13 protein-coding genes are annotated in these 19,449 nt (G+C 66.0%); 10 read left to right on the plus strand and 3 right to left on the minus strand.

The genetic code is table 11. The annotated features are described in order from the left end of the window. Position 1: 1 nt before the first annotated feature. From ABLE71_RS16305 to ABLE71_RS16330, 6 genes are all read left to right on the plus strand, one after another. Positions 2-1,399, plus strand: a complete 1,398-nt coding sequence (locus ABLE71_RS16305; RefSeq protein ID WP_348784526.1) for an ATP-binding protein — start codon at positions 2-4, stop codon at positions 1,397-1,399. Between the two features lie 132 nt (positions 1,400-1,531). Next, positions 1,532-1,975 (plus strand): hypothetical protein, encoded by a 444-nt coding sequence (locus ABLE71_RS16310; protein WP_348784527.1) that lies wholly within the window; start codon positions 1,532-1,534, stop codon positions 1,973-1,975. A gap of 77 nt (positions 1,976-2,052) precedes the next feature. Continuing rightward, positions 2,053-3,189: a c-type cytochrome biogenesis protein CcmI gene (gene ccmI, locus ABLE71_RS16315; protein WP_348784528.1), complete on the plus strand. Its 1,137-nt coding sequence runs from the start codon at positions 2,053-2,055 to the stop codon at positions 3,187-3,189. Positions 3,190-3,193: 4 nt separating this feature from the next. Further along, a complete protein-coding gene (gene ccmE / locus ABLE71_RS16320) occupies positions 3,194-3,634 on the plus strand; it encodes a cytochrome c maturation protein CcmE (RefSeq protein WP_348784529.1) in 441 nt (146 codons plus the stop codon). A 39-nt stretch (positions 3,635-3,673) separates the two neighbouring features. Next, positions 3,674-5,665 (plus strand): heme lyase CcmF/NrfE family subunit, encoded by a 1,992-nt coding sequence (locus tag ABLE71_RS16325; RefSeq protein ID WP_348784530.1) that lies wholly within the window; start codon positions 3,674-3,676, stop codon positions 5,663-5,665. Next, positions 5,662-6,135: a cytochrome c-type biogenesis protein gene (locus tag ABLE71_RS16330; protein WP_348784531.1), complete on the plus strand. Its 474-nt coding sequence runs from the start codon at positions 5,662-5,664 to the stop codon at positions 6,133-6,135. Before ABLE71_RS16325 ends, ABLE71_RS16330 begins: the two co-directional genes overlap by 4 nt. A gap of 13 nt (positions 6,136-6,148) precedes the next feature. Here ABLE71_RS16330 and ABLE71_RS16335 read toward each other — a convergent pair whose 3' ends face one another. Further along, the gene (locus ABLE71_RS16335; protein WP_348784532.1) at positions 6,149-7,324 is read right to left on the minus strand and encodes an adenylate/guanylate cyclase domain-containing protein; all 1,176 of its coding nucleotides are present in this window, start codon (positions 7,322-7,324) and stop codon (positions 6,149-6,151) included. A 115-nt stretch (positions 7,325-7,439) separates the two neighbouring features. On the opposite strand from ABLE71_RS16335, the gene ABLE71_RS16340 reads away from it, so the two are divergent. From ABLE71_RS16340 to ABLE71_RS16355, 4 genes are all read left to right on the plus strand, one after another. Next, a complete protein-coding gene (locus tag ABLE71_RS16340; protein WP_348784533.1) occupies positions 7,440-8,972 on the plus strand; it encodes a Do family serine endopeptidase in 1,533 nt (510 codons plus the stop codon). A gap of 211 nt (positions 8,973-9,183) precedes the next feature. After that, entirely contained in the window at positions 9,184-9,858 is a 675-nt protein-coding gene (locus ABLE71_RS16345) for a response regulator transcription factor (protein ID WP_348784534.1), read from the plus strand. Between the two features lie 29 nt (positions 9,859-9,887). Then, positions 9,888-11,345 (plus strand): ATP-binding protein, encoded by a 1,458-nt coding sequence (locus tag ABLE71_RS16350; RefSeq protein WP_348784535.1) that lies wholly within the window; start codon positions 9,888-9,890, stop codon positions 11,343-11,345. A gap of 35 nt (positions 11,346-11,380) precedes the next feature. Beyond that, positions 11,381-14,305, plus strand: coding sequence for a bifunctional [glutamine synthetase] adenylyltransferase/[glutamine synthetase]-adenylyl-L-tyrosine phosphorylase (locus ABLE71_RS16355; RefSeq protein WP_348784536.1), 2,925 nt, complete (start codon positions 11,381-11,383; stop codon positions 14,303-14,305). A gap of 30 nt (positions 14,306-14,335) precedes the next feature. Here the strand turns inward: ABLE71_RS16355 and ABLE71_RS16360 are convergent, their stop codons facing one another. Both ABLE71_RS16360 and pepN read right to left on the minus strand, forming a co-directional pair. Further along, positions 14,336-16,663: an ATP-binding protein gene (locus ABLE71_RS16360; RefSeq protein WP_348784537.1), complete on the minus strand. Its 2,328-nt coding sequence runs from the start codon at positions 16,661-16,663 to the stop codon at positions 14,336-14,338. Between the two features lie 139 nt (positions 16,664-16,802). After that, the gene (gene pepN / locus ABLE71_RS16365) at positions 16,803-19,448 is read right to left on the minus strand and encodes an aminopeptidase N (protein ID WP_348784538.1); all 2,646 of its coding nucleotides are present in this window, start codon (positions 19,446-19,448) and stop codon (positions 16,803-16,805) included. Position 19,449 lies beyond the last annotated feature (1 nt).

A 19,449-nucleotide genomic window follows, 5' to 3' on the forward strand; every position in this document is an offset into this window, starting at 1 on the left:
GATGGCAGCGCGCTCGCTTGGCATGAGGTTCGGCCCGCGCTCGCTCGCCTTCCGCGTCATCGCCTTTTCCACCGGCTGGGCGATCCTGGCGCTGATCGTCATCTCGACCGTGATTTCGACGCTTTACCGGCAGGCAAGCGAGCGCGGCTTCGACAGCCTCGTGTCGGCGCATCTCTTCAATCTCATCGGCTCGGTGAGCGTCTCCGAAACCGGCGCCCTGACCGGCACCCCCAACCTCGGCGACCTGCGCTTCTCCGAGCCGAACTCGGGCTGGTACTGGGCCGTCGAGCCGGTTTCGGAAGGATTGACCGGCGAACTCCGCTCGCTCTCGATGACCGAAGCCATCCCGTCGCCGCCGGTGAGCGAGGCGCCGTTCGATGCGGATTTTCGCCGCAGCTATCTCACCGACGGCCTGGCCGGCGAGGATATAGCCGTGCTGGAGAGCGAAATCGCACTCGATGCGCAGAACCGCGTCGCCAGGTTCCGCGTGATGGGCAACCGCACCGATCTGGAAGCCGAGATATCGGGCTTCGAGCGGCGGCTCTTCACCTATCTGTCCGTCTTCGGCCTTGGGATGATCGCCATCAACGCGGTGGCGATCCTGCTCGGACTGAGGCCGCTCAGCCGGGTGAGGAACGCGCTTGCCATGGTGCGCGAAGGCCAGGCCCAGAGGCTCGACGGCCGCTTTCCGGCCGAGATCGAGCCGTTGGCCAACGAGACCAACGCGCTGATCGAGAACAACCGCCGCATCGTCGAGCGCTCGCGCACCCAGGTCGGCAATCTCGCGCATTCGCTGAAGACGCCGCTCGCCGTTCTGATCAATGAAGGGCGGGCGCTGGGCGGCGCCAGGGGCGGGCTGATCTCGGATCAGGCGGCGGCGATGCGCGAGCAGGTGGACCACTATCTCAAGCGCGCCCGCGTGGCGGCGCAGCGCGATAGCGTGGTCTACCGCACGCCGGTGACGCCGCTGCTGGAGCGACTGGTGCGCGTGATCGAGAAGCTCGGCCGCATGAAGGTGTCGCTGACGCCGCCGACCAGCGAGATCGTCTTTGCCGGCGAACGCGAGGATCTGGAGGAGATCGTCGGCAATTTGCTCGAAAACGCCATGAAATGGGCGAAGAGCCAGGTCGCGCTCTCCGCGCGGGAGCTGCCGGCCGCTGCCGGCGAGGCGCAGACGCGGTTCGCGATCGTCATCGAGGATGACGGTCCCGGTATTCCGGAGGACAGGGCGCGAGAGGCGCTGCAGCGCGGCAGGAGGCTCGACGAGACCAAGCCCGGCACCGGTCTCGGGCTCGCCATCGTATCCGAACTGGTGAACGAGTATGGCGGCAGGCTCTTGCTGGAGCGCTCGGAACTAGGCGGGCTGAGAGCGGTTGTGGAATTGCGCAGCGTGCAATAGGAGCGGGTTGTTTTTCATCATCACGCATTGATGAAACTTCGTCCCATGGCGTTTGGGCCAAATTTCGGACAAACATGGCACATAACGCCAAGTCTTCGATGTGTGCGGCGCTGTCGAAACCGGGTGACTTGCATGAAAATTAAGGTGGCGTTCGTTGCCGCGACGATAGCCTTGTCCGGGACTTTGGCCGGCTGTTCGACGGTCGGACTGGGCGGGCGACCCACTACGCCGGGGCCGGCCGCAAGCGGGCCGGCGACCCCCGCGGCGCCCGAAACGATCATTTCCGCGATGGATGGCGGGCTGATCGGCGGATCGATCGGCTCCGGCCTCAGGGAGAGTGACCGGCGCACTGCCCTGCAGGCCGAGTACCGCGCGCTGGAATACACGCCCGGCGGCAAGGCCGTGGACTGGCAGGGCTTGGGCGTCACCGGCTCGGTGACGGCGGCGCAGCCTTACCGGGTCGGCTCGCAGGACTGCCGGCAGTATACCCAAACGGTCTCGAGCGGTGGCCAGAGCCGGACCGCAAGGGGTACAGCATGCCGCAATCCGGACGGCAGCTGGACGCCGCTGACGTGACGTTTGCGCTGGGTCAAACAGTTTGCCGCACGCGTACGATATTGGCATGCATGATGCCGAGGTCTATTTGAGACGCCATGCTGTTCTGGGTCATAGCCGCCTTGCTGACACTGGGAGCCAGCCTTGCAGTGCTGCTGCCCCTTGCCGGCCGCAGTCAGGTTCGTGCTGCCGACGCGAGCCATGACCTCGAAGTCTACCGCGACCAGCTTGCCGAACTCGACCGCGACGCCGCGCGCGGGCTGATCCAGGCATCGGAGGCGGAGCAGGCGCGGGCCGAGATCGCCAGGCGCATCCTCAAGGCAGACAAGGCCGCGAAATCCGCCGGTGCGGGCGCACCGTCCGGCGGCAAGGGCATTCGCGCGGTCGGCATGGCGGCCGTGCTTGCCGTGCCGCTGGTGAGTTGGGGCGTCTATGCGGCCATCGGTTCGCCGGACCTGCCCTCGCAGCCGCTCGCGGCGCGTCTGGAAAAAAGTCCGGCCGACAGCTCGGTCGAGGAGCTGATCGCCCGGGCCGAATCGCATCTTGCCGCCAATCCCGACGACGGCAGGGGCTGGGACGTGCTTGCGCCGATCTATTCACGAATGGGCCGATACGGCGAGGCGGTGATCGCCTATCGCAACGCGATTCGCCTCGGCGGCGCGAACAGCGCCAGGGAATCCGGCCTCGGCGAGGCAATTGCCGGGGCGGCGGGCGGAATGATCTCCGCCGAGGCGCAGGCGGCGTTCGCGCGGGCGCTCGAGCTGGAGCCCGGGCAGCCGAAGGCGAGCTTCTACCTTGCATCCGCGCTGGCGCAGGAGGGCAAAACCGCAGAAGCCGTGAGCGCCTGGCAGGCGATGCTGACGGCGATGCCGGCGGATTCGCCGTGGCGCGGCGCGATAGGAGAGGCTGTCGCCGCGGCCAATGCGAGGCTCGTGGCTGAAGCAGGCGGCGCCGGGCCGACGCAGGAACAGGTCAACGCCGCGGCCGGCATGTCCGACGAGGACCGCAATGCGATGATCGAGACGATGGTGGCGGGGCTCGACGAGAAGCTCCGGCAGAATCCGCGCGACCTGGAAGGCTGGACGCGGCTCGTTCGTTCCTATCATGTGCTCGGCCGGGCAGACGCGGCGCGTGACGCGCTGAAGCGCGGCGTTGCGGCTCTGGGCGAGAGCACCGACGAGGGCAAAAAACTCGCCGATTTGTCCAGCACGCTCGGGCTGACGGCGGCGGAATGAGTTCATGACACGCAAGCAGAAAAGACTGTCGGTGATCGCGGGCGCGCTGGGTTTCCTCGGCGTCGCGGTGGCGCTTACCTTCTATGCGCTCGGCCAGAAGGCGTCGTATTTCTACATGCCCGCCGATCTCGCCAGCGCTACGCTCGAGCCCGGCCAGCGCATCAGGCTCGGCGGGCTGGTCGAGAAGGGCACGATCGTGCGCGACCAGGGGACCGAGGTAGAATTCTCCGTGACCGACATGGAGCGATCGGTCAAGGTCGCCTATTCCGGCATCCTGCCCGATCTCTTCCGCGAGGAGCAGGGCGTCATCACGGAAGGCAGCTTCGGGCCGGACGGCGTGTTCATCGCCGACAGCGTGCTCGCCAAGCACGACGAGACCTACATGCCCAAGGAAGTCGCCGACAGCCTGAAAGAAAAGGGCGTGTGGCAGGAGACGACGCAATGAGCGTGCCGCGGCGCAGGTGCGGCCAGATGGTTGAGCCAAATGGTTGAGCTCGGGCATTTCGCGCTCGTGCTGGCCTTCGCGCTGGCCCTGGTGCAATCGATCGTGCCGCTGGCCGGCGCCCGCACCGGCAACGACCGCATGATGGCCGTCGCCCGGCCGGTTTCAGTGACCGGTTTCGCGCTCGTTGCGCTCGCCTTCGGAGTGCTGACGATTTCCTACGCGCGCTCGGACTTTTCCGTGGCGAATGTGTGGGAGAATTCGCACTCGCTGAAGCCGCTTCTCTACAAGATCACCGGCACCTGGGGAAACCACGAAGGTTCGATGCTGCTCTGGGTGCTGATCCTAACCTTCTTCGGCGCGCTGGTGGCGCTGTTCGGCGCCAACCTTCCGGCCAGCCTGCGCGCGACGGTGCTCGCGGTTCAGGGCTGGATCGGCGCCGCCTTCCTGCTGTTCATCCTCGTGACGTCCAATCCGTTCGCCCGGCTGTCGCCGGCGCCGATCGAAGGGCGCGACCTCAACCCCATCCTGCAGGACGTCGGCCTCGCCATCCATCCGCCGCTCCTCTACCTCGGCTATGTCGGCTTCTCGGTCTGCTTCTCCTTCGCGGTGGCGGCGCTGATCGACGGCCGCATCGATGCGGCCTGGGCGAGATGGGTGCGGCCGTGGACGCTCGCCGCCTGGTCGTTCCTGACCGGCGGCATAGCGATGGGTTCCTACTGGGCCTACTACGAGCTCGGCTGGGGCGGCTTCTGGTTCTGGGACCCGGTGGAGAATGCCTCCTTCATGCCGTGGCTTGCGGGCACCGCGCTGCTGCATTCGGCGATCGTGATGGAGAAGCGCTCGGCGCTGAAGATCTGGACGCTGCTGCTCGCCATCCTCACCTTCTCGCTGTCGCTGCTCGGGACCTTCCTGGTCCGGTCGGGCGTGCTGACTTCGGTCCACGCTTTCGCGACGGACCCCGGCCGCGGCATCTTCATCCTCTGCATCCTGACACTTTTCATCGGCGGCTCGCTGGCGCTCTTTGCGCTGCGCGCCCCGACGCTGACGGCCGGCGGGATATTCCATCCGATCTCGCGCGAGGGCGCGCTCGTCCTCAACAATCTGTTCCTGACGACGGCAACGGCCACGGTTCTGGTCGGAACGCTCTATCCGCTCATCGTGGAAGCGCTGTCCGGCGACAAGATTTCGGTCGGCGCGCCGTTCTTCGACCTGACCTTCGGTTCGCTGATGGCGCCGCTGCTGGCGGTGGTGCCGTTCGGGCCTCTGCTCGCGTGGAAGCGCGGCGACATCCTTGCGGTCGCGCAGCGGCTGATGACGGCTTTTGCTGGCGCGCTGCTCGCCGTGCTTGTCACCATGCTTTTCGTCGACGGGGCATCCGCGTTCGCGGCACTGGGTATCGGCCTCGCGGTCTGGCTGGTGCTCGGCGCCCTGACGGATCTGGCACTCAAGGCCGGTTTCGGCAGCGTATCTGTGCGCCAGATGATGCGACGCCTTGCCGGGCTGCCGCGCTCGGTGTTCGGCACGACGCTTGCCCATCTCGGTCTTGGCCTGACCACGCTTGGCATCGTCGGCGTGATGTCGTTCGAGACGGAAAACATCCTGGCGATGAAGCCGGGACAGACGACCGAGATTTCGGGCTACGTTCTCAGGTTCGACGAAATCCAGCCCGTCCGGGGTCCGAACTTCACGGAAAACCGCGCCAAATTCTCGTTGCTGGACGCCGGCGGAAAGCCCTATGGCGAGATCGTGTCGTCGAAACGCTTCTATCCGGTACGGCAGATGCCGACGACCGAAGCCGGCATCCGCACCATTGGGTTCAGCCAGCTTTACGTGTCGCTCGGCGACGAAACGGCCGACGGCGCGCTGGTGGTGCGCATCTGGTGGAAACCGCTGGTGACGCTGATCTGGGGCGGCGCGCTCGCGATGATGGCCGGCGGCGCGGTGTCGCTCTTCGACCGCCGGCTGCGTGTCGGCGCGCCCGCCCGGCGGCGCCGCGAGGCAGCCGTCAGGCCGGAAGCGGCGACGTCATGAAGCGCGCTTTCCTGCTTGCCAGCCTGGTGCTTGCGATCTCGCTCTGGCACGGGCCGGCCGCGGCGATCCAGCCTGGCGAGGCACTGGCCGATCCGGGGCTGGAGGCGCGGGCGCGGGCGCTGTCGGCGGAACTGCGCTGCATGGTCTGCCAGAACCAGTCAATCGATCTCTCTGATGCCGAGCTGGCGCGGGATTTGCGCGTTCTGGTGCGCGAGCGGCTGATGGCCGGCGACAGCGACGCGGAAGTTCTCGATTATGTCGTTTCGCGCTACGGCGAATTCGTATTGCTGAAGCCGCGATTCAACCTGCGCAACGCACTGCTGTGGGGCACACCGGTGGTGCTGCTTGGGGCTGGCGCTGCCGTCCTGCTCTTCTCGCGGAGAAAGCGGAAATCGGCTGCACAGGCGCTCACCGAGGAAGAAACGGCCGAGCTCGACCGCATTCTTCACGATACGCCGAACCCTTCATAAGTGGATCGCTGCCTCAGCTCGAAGCGCCATCCGGAAGCCAGAGTTCGAAGACTTCCCGCGGCTCGGCGAAGCCTTTCAAGGTCTGACTACCGAGGCTTCGCGTAGCGCCGTCAGGAAGCACCGCAGCGACCTCGCGGGAACAGACGGCGCGCCGGTCAAGAGTCTTGGCGACACCTTCCAGCCTGCTGAGATAGTTGACGGTCGGGCCGACCACGGTGAAGTCAAGCCGGTCGAGGCTACCGATGTTGCCATAAACGACGGGTCCCACATGCAGCGCGGCGACGAAACGCATGCCTGCGGCGGCAGGACAGGCGAACGCGTCCAGGACGGCGCGGGCGGCACGCCGGCACGCCTCCGGCCGGCTGCCCTCCTCGTCAGCCGGAAAAACCGCCAACACTCCGTCTCCAACAAATTTCAACACGTCTCCGCCCTGCGCGCGGATTGCATCGACGACGACCTCGAAATAGGCGTCGAGCCTTTTCAGCAGGGTATCGGGATCCAGGCGTTCGGACATTCCGCTCGAATCGCGCAAGTCGGTGATCAGTACGGCCGCGTCGATCGCGGTGGTCTGGCCGCGTCGGAAGGCCCCCTTGCCAATGCGCTCCGCCGGCCCGCTTCCAAGATAGACTTGAAGCAGACTGGCCATGGAATGACGCATCGCAGCAGGTTCCAGCGCCGCCCCGATGGCAGGCGCGAGGCTTTCGATCAGGCCGATTTCCGAATCGGAAAAGCCGCCCGGCCGGTCCGTGGTGAAGGCACACGCCTGAACAGAGCCGTCGCCATAGGCGACCGGCATCGCCAGATAGTCGGTGCTCCCGCTTTCCGCGAGCTCGAACAGCACGGCATGGTCCTGCCCCGTCACGAGGTTTTCCAACGACCTGTGGTAACTCTTGCGGGTCGTGATTACATGCTTGAACGGGCTGCCCTCGTAGGACCCGGTGGCAAGCATGCCGCGCGGAACGGTATAGCTCTCTGGTCCGCCCTCGCGGCTCCAGATGACACCCCAGGCGCTGATAAGCGGATTGGCCACCGACTGCCCGATACGGACGCGCAAAAGGGGAACGCCTGACTCCACCAGCCTTTCGGCAACCCCGCCCACGACCTCCTCCGGGGTGGCGTTCTGCCTGGCCGGCCCAATAAGCCAGTCGACAATCCCGGAGGGTGCTGGCGGCGTTTCATGGTTGGTCATGGCGACCAACATTACCAAAATTTCATGCGGCGGAAATGGCGCCGTAATGTCCTGCTTTCTATCTCTTCGGTCGAAGGATGCCGTCGAAGCATTCCTGAGCAGAGGATAGAAACTGATGACCAACTCCCCCAAGCCCATTTCGAATGGCCGCAAGCGGCTTCTGGCGGCCGCGGCCTCCGTCGCAATCATAGGCGCAGCCGGCCTCGGCGCCGTGACCTCCGGCACCGTTCCCGTTTTCGCCGAAGCCGTTCGCGTCGAGGCGCCACAGGCTCCTGGCTTCGCCGACGTCGTCGAGCGCGTTTCGCCCGCCGTCGTCAGCGTGCGTGTCAAAGCCAAGATCGAGCCTGCATCCGATACCGACGTCCAGATGTTCGGCCGCGGCTTCGAGGATCTGCCCGACGACCATCCGATGAAGCGCTTCTTCAAGGAATTCCGTGGTTTCGACGATCAGGATGCACCTCGTTCCGAGCGCCGCCAGCGCCGCAACGACGGCCCGCGCCCCGTGGCGCAGGGATCCGGCTTCTTCATCTCCGAGGACGGCTATGTCGTCACCAACAACCATGTCGTCGAAGGTGGCGCGGTCTTCACCGTCGTCACCGACAGCGGCAAGGAACTCGACGCCAAGCTCATCGGCACCGATCCGCGCACCGATCTCGCCGTGCTCAAGGTCGACGAGCCCGGCACCAAGTTCACCTATGTCGCCTTCGCCGACGACGCCAAGGTGCGCGTCGGCGACTGGGTCGTGGCGGTCGGCAATCCATTCGGTCTCGGCGGCACGGTGACTGCCGGCATCGTCTCGGCCCGCGGCCGCGACATCGGCGCCGGCCCATACGACGATTTCCTGCAGATCGACGCGGCGGTCAACCGCGGCAACTCGGGCGGTCCTGACTTCAACCTCAACGGTGAGGTGGTCGGCATCAACACGGCGATCTTCTCGCCGTCCGGCGGCAATGTCGGCATCGCCTTCGCCATTCCGGCGTCGACGGCCCGCGAAGTTGTCCAGGACCTGATCAAGGACGGCGCGGTGCAGCGCGGCTGGCTCGGCGTCGAGATCCAGCCGGTGACCCCGGAGATCGCCGATTCGCTCGGCCTGGCCGACGATAAGGGCGCGCTCGTCTCCAATCCGCAGGAAGATGGCCCGGCCAAGAAGGCCGGCGTCATGGCAGGCGATGTCATCACCGCCGTGGACGGCAAGGAAGTTGCTTCGCCCAAGGAACTCGCCCGCATCATCGGCGGCATCGCGCCTGGCAGCGCGGTCGACGTGACTGTCTGGCGCGACGGCAAGTCCGAGGTGGTCAAGATCGACCTCGGCGAACTGCCGGGTGCGGAGAAGCAAGCCGCGCTCCAGGGCGACGACACCGCGCCGGCGGAGTCCGACGAACTTGCCGACCTCGGCCTGACGATAGCGCCGTCCGATAACGGCAAGGGCGTCGTCGTGACCGATGTCGATCCGGGCAGCGATGCAGCCGACCGCGGTCTCCAGGCCGGCGACGTCATCACCAACGTCAACTCCAAGCCGGTCGCCGGCGGCGGCGACATCGAAAAGGCGATGCAAGACGCCGCCAAGGCCGGCCGCAAGGCGGTGCTGGTGCAGGTGACTCGCGACGACGTCAGCCGCTTCGTCACCCTGCCCATCGCCAAGGGCTGAACCCGCGGCGGGATGGCGTTCCTCCAGTCGCCGTCCCGCTCCTAGTTTCCGGCGCCGGCGTCCCGCACCCCCGAGCCGCCGCGCCGGAACTCCGGGCATCCCGCGTCCAGTCAGTCATCCGGGACGCTCGGCGGCAGCAGGCATAATCGCCTGCTGCCGGAGCGTCCCTTCCGGACATCCGCTTCGCCGCTTTTTCGCGTATAGAGGTCGCATGAAGATTCTCATCGTCGAGGATGATCGCGAGGCCGCCGACTATCTCGAGAAGGCCTTTGCGGAGACCGGACACACCGCCCATGTGGCGCGTGACGGCGAGACCGGCTTCGCGCTCGCCGATTCGGGCGACTACGACGTGATGGTGGTCGACCGCATGCTGCCGCGCCGCGACGGCCTGTCGCTGATCGCCGGGCTGCGCTCGCGCGGCAACGCCACGCCGGTGCTTATCCTTTCGGCGCTGGGCGAGGTCGACGACCGCGTGACCGGCCTGCGCGCCGGCGGCGACGACTATCTGACCAAACCCTACGCCTTTTCCGAACTGCTCGCGCGCGTCGAGGTTCTCAACCGGCGCGCCAGTTCGAAGGAGACAGAAACGGTCTACCGCGCCGGGGACCTCGAACTCGATCGGCTTTCCCATACGGTCAAGCGGGCCGGCCGCGAGATAACGCTGCAGCCGCGCGAGTTCCGCCTGCTCGAATATCTGATGCGGCACGCCGGGCAGGTGGTCACCCGGACCATGCTGCTCGAAAATGTCTGGGACTACCATTTCGACCCGCAGACCAACGTCATCGACGTCCACGTTTCGCGTCTGCGCGGCAAGATCGAGAAGGGTTTCGACAGCCCGATCCTGCACACGGTGCGCGGCGCGGGCTACATGCTGAAGGCGGCCTAGGCCATGTCGGCTCGTCGGATATTGCTTTAATGGCGCTTCGGCTGCCCGCGATCATGAGGACGACGGCCGCCCGGCTTTCCGCGCTCTATCTCATCCTGTTCGCCATCTGCGCGGTGCTACTCGTCTTCTACATGACGTCGTTGTCTGCAAGCATGCTCGCCGCGCAGACCAAGGAGACGATCAACGAGGAAGTGCAGGGGCTCGACCGCGCCTACCGCCGCGGCGGGCTGCCGTTCCTGGTGCGCGTCGTCGAACAGCGCTCGCGCCAGCCGGGCGCGAACCTCTATCTGATCGCCGATTCCAACGGCCGCATCCTGACCGGCAACGTCGAAAGCCTTGAACCCGGCGTGCTGGAGACCGAAGGCTGGACGGCGCAGCCCTTCACATACCAGCGCTACGGCGACGGAGTGGTCGAGCGCCGGGCACCGAATGTAAGCGACCTCGAGACGCCGCCGGCCGCAACAGAGACCCGGCATGCGGCTATCGCGCTCATCTCGCGCCTGCCCAACCAGATGATCGTGCTGGTCGGGCGGGATCTGGGCGAACCGGAGCGCTTTCGCGTCGTCGTGCAGCGCGCCCTGATCTTCGCGCTCGGCATGATGGCGGTCGGCGGGCTGCTGATCTGGTATTTTGTAGGCCGCCGTGCGCTGAAGCGCATCGACAGCGTGTCGCAGGCCAGCCGCCGCATCATGGGCGGCGACCTCAGCGGCCGCCTGCCGGTGACCGGCGCGGGCGATGAGTTCGATCGCCTGTCGGAGAATCTGAACGCCATGCTGACCAAGATTGCCGGCCTGAATGAGGGGCTGAGGCAGGTCTCGGACAACATCGCGCACGATCTGAAAACCCCGCTGACGAGGCTGCGCAACCGCGCCGAGGCGGCACTTGCGGGCAATCCGGAGGAAGCCGAGGGCTACCGCGAGGCGCTCGAGGCGACGATCACCGAATCCGACCGCCTGATAAAGACGTTCAATGCGATCCTGATGATCTCTCGGCTGGAGGCCGGTTATTCGGCCGAAGCGTTGACCAGGGTCGACCTCGCGACGGCGGTCCACGATGTCGTGGAGCTCTACGAGCCGGCGGCGGAAGAGGTCGGCGTGACGCTGGACGCGCCGGCGGCTGGAAGCTTTTTGGTCGACGGCAACCGCGAGCTGATCGGCCAGGCCCTTTCGAACGTCGTCGACAATGCGATCAAATATTCCTCCGGGGCCGCGGAAGCGCCGGTCGTTCGCGTGACGATCGAGAAGAAAGCTGGCGAGATAAGCCTGAAGGTCGTGGACAACGGCCCTGGCATTCCCGACCAGAGCGACCGTGACCGCGCGACCGAGAGGTTCGTGCGGCTGGAGCAGAGCCGGTCGCAGCCCGGTTCCGGCCTTGGCCTCAGCCTTGCCAAGGCTGTCATGAAATTTCATGGCGGGCGGCTCGAACTGCTGCAGGGCGATCCCGGGCTGACAGTGGTCATGACCTTTCCCGCGGCCAAGGGCGCGTGATAAACGCCGACGCGGCGGCGAAAGCGGAGGGACCGGTGCTGCGACTACAAGCAACGGCGAAACTCTTCCCGCTCGACGCCGCCGCGGCGAGAGCGGAGCTTGCCGACGTGGCGGAGGCCGCCGCGGAGAACGGATTTTCGCGGCTGGCGGCATTCCTGTCCGCCGACGGGGAGATGCAGGGCTTCCTGGGTGCGGTCTTCAATCTCTCCGGCTTCCTTCGCGATGCGGCGCGCCGGCGGCCCGAAATGCTCGAGGCGCTGTTCGACCAAGCGGTCGAGCAACGACTTGATGTTCTGCTCAAGCAGATCGCGGCCACGCCCCGCGCCGAGGATGTCAGCGAAAATGCCTTGATGATGGCGCTGCGCCGGCTGAAGCTCGAAGCGCATTTCCTGATCGCGCTTGCCGAACTTGCCGGCGAGGCCGACACGGCGACCACAGTCGAACGTCTCAGCAATCTGGCGGACGCCTGTGTCAACGCCGCTATCGACTTTCTGCTGCTCGACGCCCACAGGCAGGGCAAGCTCAACCTGCCGGATCCAACAGATCCGGGCAAAGGTTCTGGCTGGGTCGTCCTAGGCATGGGCAAGCTCGGCGCGCGCGAGCTGAACTTCTCCTCCGACATCGACCTCATCGTATTCTACGATCCGACCGCGCCCGCCATCGTCGATCTTGTGGATGCAACGGAACTGTTCGCCCGGCTGACGCGCCGGCTCGTGCGCATCCTTCAGGACCGCACGGAGCACGGCTATGTCTTTCGCACCGACCTTCGCTTGCGCCCCGATCCCGGCTCCACGCCCCTGGCGATCCCGGTCGAGGCCGCGCTGAACTATTACGAGGGCCGCGGTCAGAACTGGGAGCGCGCCGCCATGATCAAGGCGCGTCCGGTCGCCGGCGACATCGAGGCGGGCGAGGCATTCCTCGCAGAGCTGCGCCCCTATGTCTGGCGCAAATACATGGACTATGCCGCCATCGCCGACGTCCATTCGATCAAGCGTCAGATCCACGCGCACAAGGGCCATGGCGAGATCGCCGTGAAGGGGCACAACGTCAAGCTCGGGCGGGGCGGCATCCGGGAGATCGAGTTCTTCGTTCAGACCCAGCAGCTGATCGCGGGCGGGCGCTTTCCCGAGTTGCGCGGCCGGGCGACGGTGCCCATGCTGGGACAACTGGCGGCGCGCGGCTGGATAACCACGGACGCGCGCGATGCGCTGACCGGGCAATACTGGTTCCTGCGCCGCGTCGAGCATGCCGTCCAGATGGTCGCCGACGAGCAGACGCACACGCTGCCGGAAACCGACGAGGGGCTGGAGCGGATCGCGCGTCTGCTGGGCCTCGCCGGGGCAGCACAATTTTCGGCGATCTTCCGCGCTTCCTTGCAGGCTGTCGAGCGTCACTATGCGGCGCTGTTCGAAGCAGCACCCGAACTGTCGTCCAGGGTGGGCAATCTGGTCTTCACCGGCGACGTGGACGATCCCGACACGTTGAAGACGCTCGGCAAGCTTGGTTTCAAGCGGCCGAGCGACATCTGCCGTGTCATCCGGAGCTGGCATTTCGGCCGCTACCGGGCCACTCAGTCGGCCGAGGCTCGCGAGCGGCTTACCGAGCTGACGCCCGCGCTGCTCGAAGCTTTCGGCAAGACCAAGAAGGCCGACAAGGCGCTTGTGCGCTTCGACCAATTCCTGGCCGGCCTGCCTGCCGGCATCCAGCTCTTCTCGTTGCTGCAGTCCAATCCGAGCCTGTTGAAGCTCCTGGCGACCATCATGGGGGCAGCACCCCGGCTGGCGGGCGTGATCACGCGCCGTCCGCACGTCTTTGACGGACTGCTCGATCCGGCGCTGCTTTCGGAACTGCCCGACCGCGACTATCTGGCGGGCCGGCTCGCGGTCTTCATCGATACCGCGGCCGGATACGAGGAGGTCCTCGACCGGCTGCGCATTTTCGCCGCCGAACAGAAATTCCTGATCGGCGTTCGGCTTCTCGCCGGCGCGATCGACGCCGAACGTGCCGGCAAGGCTTTTTCCGATCTCGCCGACCTGACCATCGGCGCCGCGCTGCACGCCGTGCAGGAGGAGTTCGCGCACCGGCATGGCCGCGTTGCCGGCGGCCGGGTGGCGATCCTCGGCATGGGCAAGCTCGGCAGCCGCGAACTGACGGCGGGGTCTGACGTCGACCTGATCCTGCTCTACGACCACGATGCGGACGCCGACGAATCCGATGGCGAAAAGCCGCTGGCGCCCTCGCACTACCATGCCCGCATGACGCAGCGCCTGATCGCCGCGGTCTCCGCGCCGACGGCGGAAGGCGTGCTCTACGAGCTGGACCTCAGGCTGCGTCCCTCGGGCAACAAGGGGCCGGTGGCGACCCATGTCGACGCATTCAAGAAGTATCAACGCGGCGAGGCCTGGACCTGGGAGCATATGGCGCTGACGCGCGCGCGCGTCGTCGCCGGCGAGGCGGAACTGGCCGCCGAGATCGAGGTCGAGGTGGCGGAAGTCCTGGCGCTGCCGCGAGACCCCAAGAAGATCGCGGCTGAGGCGGTCGAGATGCGCGCCATGATCGACAAGGAAAAACCGCCGCGCGACCTCTGGGACATCAAGCTCATTCCAGGCGGCCTGATCGATCTGGAGTTCATCGCACAGGTTGCCGTGCTTTGCGGACGGACGAAAGGCGAAAGGGTGACGGGGACCGCCAAGACGCTGGCACGGCTCTCGCCCGACTTCGCGGACGGCCAGACCAGGCAGGAACTCACCGACGCCTATGCGCTCTATTTGTCGCTCACGCAGATGATCAGGCTTTGCCTAACCGGGCCGTTCGTGAAGGACGATAGCCCGCCGGGCCTCATCGATCTGATTCTGGCGGCGACGGACCTGCCGGATATCAAGGTGCTCGAAGCGCATCTCAAGGAGACGGCGGCGAAGGTGCGCGGCCACTTCAACCGTCTGCTGTCCGCGATGTCGTAGCGTTCTAGCCAGCCAACCCCGACCGGCCGTTCAGGCGGCCTTTGCTGGGGCCGCAGGGCGCCTGATCGGGATGCGAACCGAGACGATGGTTCCGACGCCTTGCGTCGAGCGGATCTTGAGGGCGCCGCCGTGGAGCTGCGCCAGCGAACGGGAAATCGCGAGCCCCAGCCCCGAGCCAGTGTGGTTCTTGGAGAACTGGTTCTGCACCTGCTCGAAAGGCCGTCCGAGCTTGCCCAGCGCCTCCTTGGGGATGCCGCAGCCATTGTCCTCGATGGTCAGCATCAATGCGCCCGCGACATTGCGGGCACGCACCGAGATGTGGCCGCCTTGGCCGGTGAATTTCACCGCGTTGGAAAGCAGGTTGATGGCGATCTGCTTGATGGCGCGCCGGTCGGCGAAGACCCTCATGGAATCGGCGATCCGCGTCTCGACCGAGATATTCTTCTCGGCGGCCTGCAGCGAGACCACCCTGACCGTCTCGTGGATGAGTGGGCACAGGTCGATCTCTTCCCGGTCGACCGAGAACTGGCCGGCCTCTATCTTCGACATGTCGAGGATGTCGTTGATGACGCCGAGCAGATATGCCCCGCTGGCCTGGATGTCGCGGGCGTATTCCTCGTAGCGGTCGGAGCCGAGCGGACCGAACAGCTTCGATTCCATCACTTCAGAGAAGCCGATGATGGCATTGAGCGGCGTGCGCAGTTCGTGCGACATGTTGGCGAGGAATTCCGACTTGGCGCGGTTCGCCGCCTCGGCGCGCTCCGTTTCGCGCATGTATTTCCGGTTGAGTTCGACGAGCTCGGTCGACCGCTCCTGTTCGGAACGGCGCGCCAGGCTGAGGTCGTGAATGGTCGCCATCAGCCGCCGCTCGCTGTCGACGAGCTTCTCCTGATGCTGCTTGATCTGCGTGATGTCGGAGCCGACCGACACGGTGCCGCCGTCGCGGGTCCTGAGCTCGTTGACCTGCAGCCAGCGTCCGTCGACGAGCTGGCGCTCGAAGCTGGCGCCGCCGCTCGGCCCGTTGGCGTTGGCAAGCCGCCGTTCCGACGCGAAGGCGAGCATTTTCGTTTCGAGCTCGTCGCGGGGGGCGCCCGGGACCACATCGCGGTCCGAGAGCCCGTTGTCTTCCTGGTATTTCGAATTGCACATGACCAGCTTCCGGGCCGAATCCCACAGCACGAAGGATTCGTTGATGCTCTCGATCGCGGTCCTGAGCCGCATGTCGGCTGCTTCCGAGCGCAGCGCGAGATGGCGTTGCTCGGTCACGTCGACGGCGATGCCGATGAGCTGGATCTCCGGCGCCTCCGGATCGATGACCTGCGCGCGGGCGCGCACCCAGATCCACTGCCCGTTGGCGTGCCGCATACGGAAGACCTGGTCGATATGGTCGATCTCGCGCGCCACGATCCTCTTGGCGAGGTCGAACAGGTCGCCGTCGCCTTGATGGATGATTTCGGCGACCTCACCGAACGAAAGCATGGTGTCGTACGGCTCGTAGCCGAGCATGTCGTACATGGAGCGCGACCAGTACATCTTGCCGCGCACCATGTCCCAGTCCCACAGGCCGCAGCGGCCGCGCACGAGCGCGAGGTCGATGCGCTGGTGCGCTTCGAGGTAGATGCGGTCGGCCGCCTGCGCGCGCGCCGCCTGGCTGAAATAGGCGTAGAGGATGACGAGCAGCACGCCGGCCGTCACCACGAACAGCGTGACATTCATCGACGCGGTCCTGCGCCATTCGGCGAATACGCTGTCGTAGGGGATCATCGCGACCGCCGCGCCGGACCGGCTGTCGGTCAGCTCGACCGCCGCGAGCCAGGTGCGGTCGCCGACCCTCACGTCCATGACGCCGGCTCGGTCGCCGAACATGAAGAGCGGCTGGCCGCCCGAGACGATGCCGTCGAGGTTGTGCCCCTGCCAGGAGGCTCCTCCGGCAGTCGTGGCGATGACTTTGAACGCCGCGTCAGTGACGGCAAGCACATGTCCGCCGGCGAGCATTCCGCCTTGCATCGTCTCCTGCACCAGCCGGTGAGCCTCGGCCTCGGCGTCGTTTTGGCCGGCCTCCGCAAGCATCAGCGCATTGACGAGTTCGCCTGCGGCAAGGCCGAGCACCGTCTTCGCATCGCGCTCCACGTCGTCGCGCAGCGCCATCAGCGACAGGAAACGCACCGAGGCGATCACGATCAGGAAGATGAGGATGAGGACGGGGATCGAGCGCTTGAGCAAAGGTTCGGCAGCGAGCAGGCGACGATAGGCAGGCGCTGCGATGATGCGCGCATTTCCCGCTACCTTGTCCCGCCCTTCGTTGTGGCGGGCAAAGGTCGAGCCATCGGCCGCGCCCCACGCGTCCGCTCCGGCCATGCCGTTCCCCCGAATGTTCCTGTTGACGATCCGGCGACACCGCACATCCGAATCATCCATAAAGAATCAAAGGTGATTCGGCTTGTCCAGTGGCAGCCGGCAAAAAGACCGAAAATTGCCGAAAATCGTTTCGATTCCCCTAAGCGAGGGTGCGCTCGACAATATCGCGCAGGTCGGCGGACAGATTCTCGGTCCCAGAGATCAGAAGCAGCGCCTCACGCGCCTTGCCCTGGCGCTCCGGTTCCAGCGAGCGCCAGGAGCGCAGAGCGGTCGCCAGGCGCGCCGCAAGCTGGGGATTGCGCCCTTCGATCTCCAGCACCGCGCGGGCGAAGAAGTCGTAGCCCGCCCCGTCGGCGCGGTTGAAAGCGGTCTGGTTGGCGGTGGCGAAGGTGCCGATCAGAGCCCGCACGCGGTTGGGGTTCGTCATGGTGAAGCCGGGATATTCCGTCAGCGCACGAACCTTTTCGAGCGTGGCCGCACCCGGCGCGGTCGCCTGGATCGTCAGCCACTTGTCCATGACCAGGGGATCGGCGCGGTAGCGCTCCTCGAACGCCGCGAGCGCATCTTTCGCCTGCTCGGTCTCCCCATGCCGATGCGTGAGGATGGCTAGCGCCGCGGCGCGGTCGGTCATGTTGGTCGCGTCGGCGAAATGCCGCGAGGCGAGATCGGCGCCGCCGGGCAGGATGGCGAGATAGTCGAGCAGCATGTTGCGCAAGGCGCGGCGGCCGGCGCTCGCCGCGTCCGGGCTGAAGCGGCCTGTGAATTCGAGCGAGCCGTAGAGCTTGCGCAGCACGTGTTCGTTCGACTGGGCGACCGCCGCTGCGAGTGCTTCGCGGCTGACGAAAATGACGTCCGGGTCGATGTTCTTGCCGATCTCGCGCGCGATGTCGGCCTCGCCGGGGAGCGAGAGCGCCAGTGCGCGGAAGGCATGCTCCAGCTCTTCGTCGGCCGCGATGATGCCGGCGAGTTCGACGAGCCTTTCGGGGAACCGCGGCTGCTTGCCGCCGAGGCCGTCGCGGAAGGCTGCGATCAGCGCTTCGGTTAGAAGCGTGTTGTAGGACTGCCAGCGCGAGAAGGGATCGCTGTCGTGGCGGGCGAGGAAGAACTGGTCCTCGCCGCGCTGCTCGACCGACAGCGTGACCGGCGCGGAGAAACCGCGGTTGAGCGAGAGGGCAGGGCGCTCGGCGATGCCGGAGAAACGCACGACATGGCGGCGCTTCTTCACATGGATGACGCCGTTCTCGACGGCCGCATCGTCCGCGCCGCCATGCGCGATGTCCTTGCCGTCGCTGCCGACCAGGCCGAACGCCAAAGGGATATGCATCAGCCGCTTGCGGCTTTCGGACGGCGTCGGCGGCACCGATTGTTCGATCTCGATGACGAATTCGCGCTTTGCCGCGTCATGCGAGGTCGAGACCGTCAGGTTCGGCGTGCCTGCCTGATTGTACCAGAGCGCGAACTGCTGGAGATCACGGCCCGACACGTCCTCGAAGACTTTCACGAAATCCTCGACCGTCGCTGCTTCGCCGTCGTGGCGCTCGAAATAGAGGTCCATGCCCGCGCGGAACATTTCCGCGCCAAGAATCGTGCGGATCATGCGCACGACTTCCGAGCCCTTCTCGTAGACGGTCGCCGTGTAGAAATTGTTGATCTCGCGGTAGCGGCGCGGCCGCACCGGATGCGCCAGCGGCCCCTGGTCCTCAGGGAACTGGTGCGCGCGCAGTGTGCGCACCTCGGCGATGCGTTTTACCGGCCGCGAGCGCTGGTCGGCGGAGAACTCGTGGTCGCGGAAGACGGTCAGCCCTTCCTTCAGGCAGAGCTGGAACCAGTCGCGGCAAGTGATTCTATTGCCTGTCCAATTGTGGAAATACTCATGCGCGATGATCGCCTCGATGTTGGCGAAGTCGGCGTCGGTCGCGGTCTCGTCGTCGGCCAGCACATATTTGTCGTTGAAGATGTTGAGGCCCTTGTTCTCCATCGCCCCCATGTTGAAATCCGACACCGCGACGATGTTGAATATGTCGAGATCGTATTCGCGGCCGAACGCTTCCTCGTCCCAGCGCATGGAGCGCTTCAGCGCGTCCATCGCATAGGTCGCGAACCTTTCCTTGCCGTGCTCGACATAGACGCCGAGATCGACCTTGCGGCCCGACGCGGTGACGAAGCTGTCGGTCACCACGCCCAGGTCGCCGGCGACGAGCGCGAAGAGGTAGGAGGGCTTCGGGAAGGGGTCGTGCCAGACGGCATAGTGCCAGCCATCCGCCAAATCGCCGGTCTCCTGGCGGTTGCCGTTGGACAAAAGCAGCGGCGCCGCGTTCTTCGGCGCCTCGACGCGCACCGTATAAACCGACAGAATGTCGGGGCGGTCGAGGAAATAGGTGATGCGGCGGAACCCCTCCGCTTCGCATTGGGTGCAGTAGACGCCGTTGGTGCGGAACAGGCCCATCAACGCGGAATTGGTCGACGGCGACAGTTCGGTCTCCAGGGTCAGCCGGAAAGTCTCTGCCGAGGGCGGCGCCGGGATGATCAACTGGTCGGGCGATGCCTGGTAGGCGGAGGCGGCGAGCGGCAAGCCGTCCAGCTCGATCCGCTTCAGAACCAGCCCGTCGCCGGAGAGGATCAGGGGCGCGTTCTTCGAAGCGCCGTGCCGTCGGGCGACCGTCAGTTCGGCCAGGACCGAGGTTGCATCCGGATGGAGCCGGAAGGTCAGGCTGGTTTGCGGGATGATGTAGTCGCTGGGCCGGTAGTCTTCGAGGCGGAAAACCTGGCCCGTGTCTGTACGCATG

Source organism: Mesorhizobium sp. KR9-304 (assembly GCF_040049215.1).
GTDB lineage: Bacteria > Pseudomonadota > Alphaproteobacteria > Rhizobiales > Rhizobiaceae > Mesorhizobium_K.

Bases quoted from the DNA above. Each gene is read 5' to 3' on its own strand.
- ABLE71_RS16305 (WP_348784526.1), top strand. From the start codon at position 2: ATGGCAGCGCGCTCGCTTGGCATGAGGTTCGGCCCGCGCTCGCTCGCC.
- ABLE71_RS16310 (WP_348784527.1), top strand. From the start codon at position 1,532: ATGAAAATTAAGGTGGCGTTCGTTGCCGCGACGATAGCCTTGTCCGGG.
- ccmI (WP_348784528.1), top strand. From the start codon at position 2,053: ATGCTGTTCTGGGTCATAGCCGCCTTGCTGACACTGGGAGCCAGCCTT.
- ccmE (WP_348784529.1), top strand. From the start codon at position 3,194: ATGACACGCAAGCAGAAAAGACTGTCGGTGATCGCGGGCGCGCTGGGT.
- ABLE71_RS16325 (WP_348784530.1), top strand. From the start codon at position 3,674: ATGGTTGAGCTCGGGCATTTCGCGCTCGTGCTGGCCTTCGCGCTGGCC.
- ABLE71_RS16330 (WP_348784531.1), top strand. From the start codon at position 5,662: ATGAAGCGCGCTTTCCTGCTTGCCAGCCTGGTGCTTGCGATCTCGCTC.
- ABLE71_RS16335 (WP_348784532.1), bottom strand. From the start codon at position 7,324: ATGACCAACCATGAAACGCCGCCAGCACCCTCCGGGATTGTCGACTGG.
- ABLE71_RS16340 (WP_348784533.1), top strand. From the start codon at position 7,440: ATGACCAACTCCCCCAAGCCCATTTCGAATGGCCGCAAGCGGCTTCTG.
- ABLE71_RS16345 (WP_348784534.1), top strand. From the start codon at position 9,184: ATGAAGATTCTCATCGTCGAGGATGATCGCGAGGCCGCCGACTATCTC.
- ABLE71_RS16350 (WP_348784535.1), top strand. From the start codon at position 9,888: ATGGCGCTTCGGCTGCCCGCGATCATGAGGACGACGGCCGCCCGGCTT.
- ABLE71_RS16360 (WP_348784537.1), bottom strand. From the start codon at position 16,663: ATGGCCGGAGCGGACGCGTGGGGCGCGGCCGATGGCTCGACCTTTGCC.
- pepN (WP_348784538.1), bottom strand. From the start codon at position 19,448: ATGCGTACAGACACGGGCCAGGTTTTCCGCCTCGAAGACTACCGGCCC.